The organism is Geminocystis sp. NIES-3708, assembly GCF_001548095.1.
GTDB lineage: Bacteria > Cyanobacteriota > Cyanobacteriia > Cyanobacteriales > Cyanobacteriaceae > Geminocystis.
Map to the genome: position 1 here is coordinate 3,374,057 of NZ_AP014815.1, position 10,010 is coordinate 3,384,066.

Below are 10,010 nucleotides of genomic sequence, written 5' to 3' on the forward strand. Positions count from 1 at the left end.
TTTGTTCATAAGAGGTAGTTTTTTGAGTAACTATTTTCGTAAAATAAGGAGATTATCCTCAAAAAATATCAGAAAAAGTTAAAAATCTTATGAGTAAAAAGTTTGATTATGATTTAGTGATCATTGGTGCTGGTGTTGGCGGTCATGGTGCGGCACTTCATGCTGTAAAATTAGGCTTAAAAACTGCTATCATCGAAGCTGGTGATATGGGCGGCACTTGTGTAAATCGTGGTTGTATTCCTTCTAAAGCCTTATTAGCAGCATCAGGTAAGGTTAGAGAATTATCTCATAATGAGCATTTAGAAAGTATGGGAGTTAATGTTGGTGGTGTTAGTTTTGATCGAAAACTCATTGCTGATCATGCTAACAATTTAGTGAGTAAAATTCAATCGGATTTAACCAATAGTTTAACTCGTCTTAAAGTCGATATTTTCAAAGGGTGGGGAAAAATTCTTGCACCGCAAAAAGTAGGGGTAATTACTGATAATGGCGAAAAAGTAATCACTGCGAAAGATATTATGTTATGTCCAGGTTCGACTCCTTTTGTGCCTAAAGGGGTAGAAGTGGATGGTAAAACAGTTTATACTAGCGATCAAGCGGTCAAATTAGAATCTTTACCTCAATGGATAGCAATCATTGGTAGTGGCTACATTGGTTTAGAGTTTGCAGATGTTTATACTGCTTTGGGTAGTGAAATTACGATGATTGAAGCATTAGATCAATTAATGCCAACTTTTGATCCTGATATTGCTAAAATTGCAGAAAAAGTTTTAATTAATAGTCGTGACATCGAAACCTATACAGGAGTTTTCGCTACTAAAATAACCCCCGGAAATCCTGTCACTATTGAATTAACCGATGCAAAAACGAAAGAAGTGGTAGAAATATTAGAAGTTGATGCTTGTTTGGTGGCAACAGGAAGAATCCCCTCTACTAAAAATCTTGGCTTAGAAAATCTCGGTATTGAAACAGAAAGAGGCTTTATTCCTGTTAATGATAAAATGCAGGTATTAAAAGATGGAGAAATTGTACCTCATCTTTGGGCTGTGGGTGATGCTAACGGTAAAATGATGTTAGCCCATGCGGCATCAGGACAAGGTATAGTAGCGGTAGAAAATATGTGCGGTAACAAAAAAACTATCGATTATCGTAGTATTCCTGCGGCGGCTTTCACTCATCCAGAAATTAGCTATGTTGGGTTAAATGAGCCTCAAGCTAAGGAATTAGGCAAAAATGAAAAATTTGAGGTTGCAACAGCTAAAACCTATTTTAAAGGTAATTCTAAGGCTCTAGCAGAGAAGGAAACTGATGGGATCGCTAAAATTATTTATCGAAAAGATACAGGAGAATTACTCGGTGTTCATATTATCGGAATTCATGCTTCAGATTTAATTCAAGAAGCCGCTAACGCCATCGCTAATCGTGAATCGGTAAATAATTTAGCTTTCAATATTCATGCTCATCCTACTTTGTCAGAAGTATTAGACGAGGCTTATAAACGAGCAAGTTAAAAAAATTAGGAATTAGGAATTATGGCGTTGCTTAATCTAAACATAGAATATGGGAAACAGCAAAACTATGAAATTATTAGGCACCTCCCAAAATAAACAATAAAATCAGAAGATTAAATCTGTTAGCTTTTTTCTGTGGTTTTTTTTATTCATTTCAATTTACAACTCAGATAAAAACTAAAGTAGCTTAATTTTAAAAATATCATGTATGAACAGCTATCTCATTCCATTCTTAATGAAATTCTCGACCAACTTAAACCAGAAATTACTGGAAAAGAGCTTAATCACTTTTATACTAGGTTAGGTGCTAATTTTTACAGTCTTTTCTCTCTTTTTTATCAACTTTATGGGCAACGTCAAGATTTTAAGCATCAACTTTTAAAATTAGTGGAAGTTATGGCACGTCAATATATTTTGCGATCGCCAGAATTTAAAAACACGGATTTAGCTAGGGAAAAAGATTTTAACTGGTTTTTGAGTCAAAAATGGGTGGGTATGACTCTTTATGCTGATGGATTTGCGGAGGATTTACCAGACTTAAGCCAAAAAATTGATTATTTTCAGGAATTAGGCATTAACTTAGTTCATATTATGCCTATTTTAGAATGTCCGAAAAATGCTAGTGATGGTGGTTATGCCGTTAGTAACTATCGAAAAATTGATGAAAGAGTCGGAAATTTACAGGATATTCAAAAAATAGCCCATGAAATGAAAAAAAAAGATATTTTACTGGTTTTAGATATTGTCGTAAATCACACCTCTAATGAACATGAATGGGCAAAAAAAGCACGTCAAGGAGATAGTAAATATCAAAATTATTATTATACTTTTCACAATCGAGAAATTCCCAATATGTTTGAAAAAACTCTCCCTGAAGTTTTTCCTCAAACCGCACCGGGTAATTTTACATGGGATGAGAAAATGAAAAAATGGGTGATGACGGTATTTAATAACTATCAATGGGATTTAAACTATCAAAATCCTGCCGTTTTCATCGAAATGTTAGATATTTTGTTATTTTGGGCAAATCAAGGGGTTGATATTTTGCGTCTGGATGCTGTGGCTTTTTTATGGAAGAAAATCGGTGGTAGTAGTCAAAATGAACCAGAAGCTCATACACTATTACAATTATTCAAAGATTGTTGTCAAGTAACTGCCCCAGGAGTATTATTTATTGCCGAAGCCATCGTTGCACCCGTGGAAATCGTTAAATATTTCGGAGAAGATGCCATTAACGCCAAGGAGTGTGAAATCGCCTATAATGCTACCTTTATGGCTTTGTTATGGGATGCTGTGGCGACAAAAAATGCTAAGTTACTAATTCAAGGTATTAAAAATCTTCCCGATAAATTAGAAAGAGCAACATGGTTAAACTATATTAGGTGTCATGATGATATTGGTTTAGGTTTTACTGATGATGATATAATTCAAGCTGGTTACGAACCTCGATCACATCGTCAATTTTTGCTCAACTACTTTTCAGGAAAATTTGAAAATACTGATGCAAGAGGCTTACTCTTTGGACAAAATCCCAAAAATAATGATGCCCGTATTTCTGGCACATTAACTTCTCTTATTGGCTTAGAAAATGCTTTAGAAGAAGGAAATCAAGAAAAAATAGATCTCACTATTCAACATATTATTTTACTTCATAGTATGATTTTTTCCTTTGGTGGCATTCCCCTTATTTACTATGGTGATGAAATTGGCACTCTGAATGATTATTCCTATATGGGAAACTTAAGTAAAGCTAATGATAGTAGGTGGGCACATCGTCCCAAAATAAACTGGCAAAAAGCCCAATTAAGGCATAAAGAAAATACCATCGAGAATATCATTTTTTCTGCCCTTCAACGAATGATAAAAGTTAGAAAAGAAATTAGTGCTTTTGGTGATTTTAACAATAGGGAATTGATTAATGTCAGTAATCCTCACCTATTAGTTTTTATGAGAACTGATCCTCAAGAAAAAAATAATATAATAGTTATTGGTAATTTCGATGCTAGTTATCAATATATAAATTTTTCTGAAATTCAAAATAATTTATTTAGATTTAAAAACAATCATGAAATTATGGATCTTTATTCTGGAGAGTCACCGACAATGTTTAAACATCAATTAGTCTTACCGCCATTTCGTTTTTATTGGTTATCTCTTGTCTAATATATAATTGTTATTAATAAACTTTTATGTCAGGAAGTTTGTTTCTTCAATAGTTAATCTTCTCTCTGTTTCATTAAAAGTGTTAATTTAAGTCAGATAAAATTTAGGTAGATTGAAAGACAAAGTTCTGCAACTTGTCAAAATAATTGAACAAAATCTGTTGCACTAAGCACTTAAGCAAAATTAATTGTGGATAGCCAACAAAAGTCAAGGGGTTTAAACCCCTTGTTACCAAAAACTTAGAAAAAATAAAATCAACAAGTAACTATACTCACCTATCTTATTCACCAGATTATGAATTATTAAAAGGAGACATGAAAAGACTAATTAGCTGTCGCATCAATAAACAGCATCGATTAGTTTATGAAGTCTTTGAATCAGAAATCAGAGAAACTGAGCAAAATTTATCGAATGTGGAGTCATTACTACTAGATTATTTTTATATGGTAGAAATTGCAAAATTACTGAAATAATCCTTGACGCATAATCTCTATCGGTGCTTTTTTTCCAGTCCAAATTTCAAAACCCACCGCTCCTTGTTGCACTAACATTTCACTACCATCAATAATTATCGCACCCCGTTTTTGTGCTTGTTGTAAAAATAGAGTTGGGCGAGGAGTATAGATTAAATCATAGGCGATCGCATTTTGTTTTATCAACTCATTTTGCTCTTTTTTCAAGGGAGAATTGTCGATATTTGGGTACATTCCGATGGGAGTCGTATTAACAATTAACTCACTATCAGGAATCAAATTTGTTAACTTATCCCAAGAATAAACTGATATTTGACAATTAAGATTACTATCAGCAAAACTATTCTTGAATGCTTCTAATTTTTGTATATTTCGCCCTATAACTCGAATTTCCTGACAGCCTAACTGTTCACAACCCACAATCACCGCCCGACTTGCACCACCAGCACCCAAAACTAAAGGAATAATTTTACACCAATCTCTATTTAATTCTTTCAAAGGAGCAATAAAACCATCAATATCAGTATTTGTGCCGTGCCAACCCTCATCGGTTAACCAGACAGTATTGACAGCACCAATTTTTTTCGCTGTATCAGTGATTTTAGTTAATAAAGGGATAACATTTTCTTTATGGGGAATAGTAACGTTAAAACCCTTTAAATTTACTGCCTTAAAACCATTAAAAACTGCTTCTAAGTCATCTTTTTCGACCTCAAAGGGTACATAGATATAATCTAATTTCAATCCCTCTATCGCCGCATTTTGCATCAATGGAGACTTAGAATGTTCAATGGGATTACCAATAATACCTAATAATTTAGTTGTACCTTTTATGTGCATTGTTATTATTTATTACTTAATACTTAATACCATTAATTGTACATGAAACTCGTTATTTATTTTGATAACTCCAGCGTAACAAAGTAATTCCTAACCCATATTTTACAGTTTCTAAAATCCAGTAACTTTTATGCCATAGAATCATCGCAGAGGGCATAGTTTCTATTGTATTAAATTGATTTAAACACAATCCCCATGCACTTAAATGAGGAGTAAATAGATAAGTATAAGCTAAAGCAATTAAAAATAATAAACTAGAAAAAATAATGAATGATTTTTGTTTTTTATCATCAAGATCATGATTAAAAGAAAAAACAAAGGCACAAGTTAAAACTAAGGATGCACAAATTAACTCGATGCGATTAAATACACCAAAAATAGTAAATCCTGCACTAGCAAAACCACTTTGTGCCATCATTCCAGTGGTGGCAAGGCTAGGAATTAAAACAAAATCTAACAGCAAACTACCACTAAGCCAAAATCCTAAGGCAAATAAAATAATAGCAGACCAATTTATTTGTTTTATTTGTTTATTTTCTTTATGATGGCTATGAGAAATAATATTCATAATAATACCTCTTAATATCTATATCATTTAGAATAACCTACTATTTTCTCTTTTTCTATTAAGTATTTTAACCTTTTTTATGAAGTTTAATTAAGTTCAATTGCGAAGAAAATTTAAGCATTTATACTTAAGATTTTTTAAAAAATGCTTGAGCAGATGAAAGACAATAAAACTACTTATAAATAATAATGTTTATTTCCGTATTAAAGTTAAATACAGAGAATACTTTTTTATAGAATCGGATAATAATTAGATTTTGTTAATAAGCAATTTCCTGTTTACCATTAAAAATGGGAACAAAAATAGTTATTTAGTCGTCTAACATCTATAAGTAAAAATATTATCTGCTTATCTGCAAAATTTGTTATGTTGAATCCCAAAATTTTATTGGCTTTTTTCGTTACTGTGCAATCTACCATCGCCGTGTCCGCTTTAGCCATTTCTCCTCAAAGAATCTCCTCTGAGTTTACTTCGTCAACTAATGCTATTAATATGCGTGTCACCGATATCAGTGATACCACTGTGAATCGAGATGAATATACTCGACAAACTTTAGTCGCTAATCGAGGTCAAGATTATGATAGTAATAAAAAAGAATATGACTCTAATAACAAGAGTAAGAGAGGAAATAATTCTCAAAAAGGATATGATTATGATCGTTAATGGTCAAAATTAATTTGAACTTTAAAGAAAGTGATGGAATTAAACTTAGCATCTCTTCTTAACCCTCTTGATAAAGAAGATTTTTTGCAAAATTATTGGGGAAATAAAGCAATTGTTATTTCCTCTAAATCAAAAGAAGGTTTTAATTCCCTTTTTAATTGGCAGAAACTGAACTATTTGCTAAATTTTCATCGCTTAAGTTATCCTGACGATATAAGATTTGCTAAAGATGGTGAAACATTGCCACCTCAACCTCAAAAAAAATGGTCTTCTTTGTTGCAACAAGGGACAACTCTGATTATTAATCATATTCATGAATTAGATCCCATTTTAGCTCAATTAGCCCTTAATATACGCTATGAATTGGGGCATGATGTGCAAATTAATACTTATTGTACACCTTCTGAAAATAAGGGTTTTGACTGTCATTACGATACCCATGAAGTGATAATTTTGCAGATTGATGGCGAAAAAGAATGGTTTGTATTACCACCAACCATACCTTCTCCTATCTCTTCTCAACGTACTATTAATGATTTACCACCCGATAGTTTACCTTATTTAAAAGTAATTTTAAAACCCGGAGATGTATTATATATTCCTCGTGGTCATTGGCATTATGCCGTTTCAAGTGGAGATCGACCTTCTTTACATCTCACCATCGGGATTAGTTGTGAAACTGGATTAGATTGGTTAGTTTGGTTAACAAAAAAATTGCAAGATTCTCCTTTGTGGCGAGAAAATCTACCATTGTTGCCCAATGGAGACAGTAGCAAATTACAAAAACAATTACAAATATTGGCTCAAGAATTAGCTACAGAGTTACAAAAACCTTCTTGGAGAGAAGAATATAGTAAAAATTTACTAATTAAACAAGGTTCGAGAGAGGGGATAAAATTACCTCAACAATTAGGGTATGATTTATTCAATAAGGGTTTAGAAACAAGACTATGGAGAGAGAAAAATCAATATTTTCAGATTGAAAAATTATCCCATAATAGTTTAAGAGTAACCATTGGTAGTAAGCAATTAGATTTACAGGGAGAAGATTTAAGCGTTATTCGTTGGATATTGCAACAAACAGAGTTTTCTTTACTAGATTTAGCTGAAATAGCACCGAATTTGGACTGGGATAAAGTAATTGAGCCTTTATTAACTCAGTTGATTATAGAAGGAATTTATTTTACTAATTAAGCAAATTTATGATTAATTTTTTCTAGCAGCCAACTGCCAAATTCTCGCCAAAATACGAGCAATCCTGATCTATTACTAGAAGGTAAGATGGCTAAAGATAACATTCGACGCATATCCATTTCTTTTTCAGGAAAATAACGGGCAAATACAGCATAATTAAGATAAAGGTCACGGGTATAAACGTTTTCTTGTTCCATTACTAACTCAAATCCACTACGTACAATCCTTTTTGATAGCCAACTACATTTATGCTTGATTTTTGTAACTTCTTGTGAATCAGATAATTGCATTTCTCGTAACCATTGACAGATGTTAACAATATCTTGCTCTAAGGAGAAACTATGAGTAATTAAATTTTTAGAAATAGAGACGGGAGGTAACTGTAACTGATAATCTACACCCCAAAGACATAATCCCTGAATTTTTAATAACACTCCCCAATCATATTCAGGATTGAAAAGGTCTTTTTCGGTAATAATTTGAGTTTCTATTCCTGTACAAAAGGGAAATTTTGATCGCAAATTTTTCTCTAAGTTAGATAAACCAATTTTAATGTGATCATTATCAATATAATTTTGATCAATAATAATAATACCATCTAAATCAGAAAACCCTTCTATCGCTAATCCCCGTGGTATTGAACCTCTTAAATAAATAGATATAATTGAGGGGTTGAAAATAGATAAACAATTTTGTTTCCATGTTTCTACTAATTCCAACCAAGGAGACTTGAGGTTATTTATCTCACAATCATTTAATAAATATCCCCATTCATTTTGTTGAAAAAACCTTCCATATTCCTCTATTCTAATTCTGTTCATTTTTTATGCCACAAGAAAAAATCAAAATATTTATTTATGGCACAAATAAATTGAGTTTGATTATTTGTTATTAATTGTTCACTCTTAATTGATGAAGTTTTGTTGCACAACTTTAACTAAATAATCTGTCCAATAATTGACTAAATTTTCGTTTTGTGCTTCTACCATAACTCGAATTAAGGGTTCTGTACCTGATGGTCTTACTAACACTCTACCTTCATTCCCCATAGCTTCTTCTGCTTTGGAGATCGCACTTTGTAAAGAAGTACAATCTTGCCAATTAAGACGTTTTTCTCGATTTTCTACCCTGACATTTTTTAAGACTTGAGGATACTGAGTAAAACTATCATTGACTAAAGATGCTAAACAATCCCCTTGTTGTCTGACTAAAGCAGTTAATTGCAAAGCAGTTTGAATACCATCCCCTGAGAAATGATGATGATGGCACAGAATATGTCCTGATTGTTCACCCCCTAGCATTGCACCCGTTTCCCACATAGCGGCTTGAACATTTTGATCTCCTACTGCCGTACGTAAAAATTGACCGCCTATTTTTTTCCATGCCACTTCAAAACCTAAATTTGCCATAACTGTACTTACCAATAAGTTATCCGGTAACAAATTACGCTCTTTTAGGTATTTACCCCATAGATAAAGAATATAATCACCGCAAATAATCCGCCCTTGGGCATCTACAGCCATAACTCTATCCGCATCACCATCAAAAGCAAATCCTAAATTCGCTCCATATTTTTGGACAGCTTCTTGTAACTTTACTAGATGGGTTGAACCGCAATTAACATTTATGCGATCGCCATCACCATAGGGATGAAGAGAAATAACTTCTGCTCCTAAAGCCTGAAACATAGATGGTGCTAGTTCTACCGATGCACCCCAAGCCAAATCTAAAACAATACGCATCCCACTGAAATCTAAACCTGAAGGTAAAGAAGTTTTTAAAAAATGACCATAATTTTGCACTAAATGATGTTGTTGAACAGTTTTTCCACACTTACTATCTTTAAAATCAATGCCACCATCAATATTTTTCCGTAGAGTATTTTCAATAGCACTGGTAAGCAGTTTATCTAGTTTAGTACCTTCTGAACCAAAAAATTTAATTCCATTATCTTCTGGGGGATTATGACTGGCAGAAATCATGATTCCACCTATAGCGTTTGTTGTCTTTGTTAAGTAAGCTACACAAGGAGTAGGGCATAAACCTACATTCCACACTTCTAAACCTAGAGATGTTAAACCAGAAGCTATAGCCATAGATAACATATCACTAGAATTACGGGAATCTTGTCCAATAATAACAACACCCTGAGAAGCTTTAAACTCCTGCCAAACATTACCAGCCGCCAACCCTACCTGTAAAGCTAAATGGGGGGTTAATAAGTCTCCTACCTTACCTCGAATACCATCCGTACCGAAAAGTTTATCAGGTAAACCATCCTTTGGTTTTGAAGTATCATAATCCAAAGAAGACGAATTTTTAGTAAAAGAAAACACCATATTTAATTCCTCACACAAAAGTGTTTTATGTTTAATCAAGGGTAAAAGTCAAGGAAAACGTCTTTGACATTCCCCATAATTTTACATTTAACTGGGATTATAGCGTGTTTTTTTGATCAATAAATCAATTATCACAAAAAAATCCCCCCTCACCTGAGTTCGATATAAAATTATTGGTGAGAACTGACTTGGAAGACAGACAGACGCGGGCATTGTATTTCTTGTGAATCAATGAAATTATCTCAAAAATTTACAAATA

General features: G+C 32.9%; 9 protein-coding genes. 5 read left to right on the forward strand and 4 right to left on the reverse strand.

The window, feature by feature from the left end; translation table 11 throughout:
• Positions 1-89: 89 nt before the first annotated feature.
• From lpdA to GM3708_RS19085, 3 genes are all read left to right on the forward strand, one after another.
• A complete protein-coding gene (gene lpdA / locus GM3708_RS14855) occupies positions 90-1,511 on the forward strand; it encodes a dihydrolipoyl dehydrogenase (protein WP_066348572.1) in 1,422 nt (473 codons plus the stop codon).
• A gap of 204 nt (positions 1,512-1,715) precedes the next feature.
• Positions 1,716-3,674, forward strand: a complete 1,959-nt coding sequence (locus GM3708_RS14860) for an amylosucrase (RefSeq protein ID WP_066348573.1) — start codon at positions 1,716-1,718, stop codon at positions 3,672-3,674.
• A gap of 314 nt (positions 3,675-3,988) precedes the next feature.
• Positions 3,989-4,147, forward strand: a complete 159-nt coding sequence (locus GM3708_RS19085; RefSeq protein ID WP_197671670.1) for a hypothetical protein — start codon at positions 3,989-3,991, stop codon at positions 4,145-4,147.
• Here the strand turns inward: GM3708_RS19085 and GM3708_RS14865 are convergent.
• Positions 4,136-4,987 carry a shikimate dehydrogenase gene (locus tag GM3708_RS14865; protein ID WP_066348574.1) on the reverse strand — a complete coding sequence of 284 codons (852 nt, stop codon included), beginning with the start codon at positions 4,985-4,987 and terminating at the stop codon, positions 4,136-4,138. The two genes, GM3708_RS19085 and GM3708_RS14865, sit on opposite strands and share 12 nt — an antisense overlap.
• A 52-nt stretch (positions 4,988-5,039) precedes the next feature.
• Complete coding sequence (locus GM3708_RS14870) at positions 5,040-5,555, reverse strand: hypothetical protein (RefSeq protein WP_066348576.1); 516 nt, start codon at positions 5,553-5,555, stop codon at positions 5,040-5,042.
• 366 nt (positions 5,556-5,921) lie between these two features.
• Between GM3708_RS14870 and GM3708_RS14875 the strand changes: the two genes are divergently transcribed.
• Positions 5,922-6,218 (forward strand): hypothetical protein, encoded by a 297-nt coding sequence (locus tag GM3708_RS14875; RefSeq protein ID WP_066348578.1) that lies wholly within the window; start codon positions 5,922-5,924, stop codon positions 6,216-6,218.
• A gap of 33 nt (positions 6,219-6,251) precedes the next feature.
• Positions 6,252-7,412 carry a cupin domain-containing protein gene (locus tag GM3708_RS14880; RefSeq protein WP_066348580.1) on the forward strand — a complete coding sequence of 387 codons (1,161 nt, stop codon included), beginning with the start codon at positions 6,252-6,254 and terminating at the stop codon, positions 7,410-7,412.
• Here the strand turns inward: GM3708_RS14880 and GM3708_RS14885 are convergent.
• Together GM3708_RS14885 and glmM are read right to left on the reverse strand one after the other, a co-directional pair.
• The gene (locus GM3708_RS14885; RefSeq protein WP_066348582.1) at positions 7,409-8,233 is read right to left on the reverse strand and encodes a hypothetical protein; all 825 of its coding nucleotides are present in this window, start codon (positions 8,231-8,233) and stop codon (positions 7,409-7,411) included. The genes GM3708_RS14880 and GM3708_RS14885 overlap by 4 nt on opposite strands.
• 84 nt (positions 8,234-8,317) lie before the next feature.
• Entirely contained in the window at positions 8,318-9,751 is a 1,434-nt protein-coding gene (gene glmM / locus GM3708_RS14890) for a phosphoglucosamine mutase (RefSeq protein WP_066348584.1), read from the reverse strand.
• Between the last annotated feature and the right edge of the window lie 259 nt (positions 9,752-10,010).

What these genes read in the sequence shown, in the direction of transcription:
- GM3708_RS14860 (WP_066348573.1), top strand. Translation starts at nt 1,716, where the DNA reads ATGTATGAACAGCTATCTCATTCCATTCTTAATGAAATTCTCGACCAA.
- GM3708_RS14875 (WP_066348578.1), top strand. Translation starts at nt 5,922, where the DNA reads ATGTTGAATCCCAAAATTTTATTGGCTTTTTTCGTTACTGTGCAATCT.
- GM3708_RS14885 (WP_066348582.1), bottom strand. Translation starts at nt 8,233, where the DNA reads ATGAACAGAATTAGAATAGAGGAATATGGAAGGTTTTTTCAACAAAAT.
- GM3708_RS19085 (WP_197671670.1), top strand. Translation starts at nt 3,989, where the DNA reads ATGAAAAGACTAATTAGCTGTCGCATCAATAAACAGCATCGATTAGTT.
- GM3708_RS14865 (WP_066348574.1), bottom strand. Translation starts at nt 4,987, where the DNA reads ATGCACATAAAAGGTACAACTAAATTATTAGGTATTATTGGTAATCCC.
- glmM (WP_066348584.1), bottom strand. Translation starts at nt 9,751, where the DNA reads ATGGTGTTTTCTTTTACTAAAAATTCGTCTTCTTTGGATTATGATACT.
- lpdA (WP_066348572.1), top strand. Translation starts at nt 90, where the DNA reads ATGAGTAAAAAGTTTGATTATGATTTAGTGATCATTGGTGCTGGTGTT.
- GM3708_RS14880 (WP_066348580.1), top strand. Translation starts at nt 6,252, where the DNA reads ATGGAATTAAACTTAGCATCTCTTCTTAACCCTCTTGATAAAGAAGAT.
- GM3708_RS14870 (WP_066348576.1), bottom strand. Translation starts at nt 5,555, where the DNA reads ATGAATATTATTTCTCATAGCCATCATAAAGAAAATAAACAAATAAAA.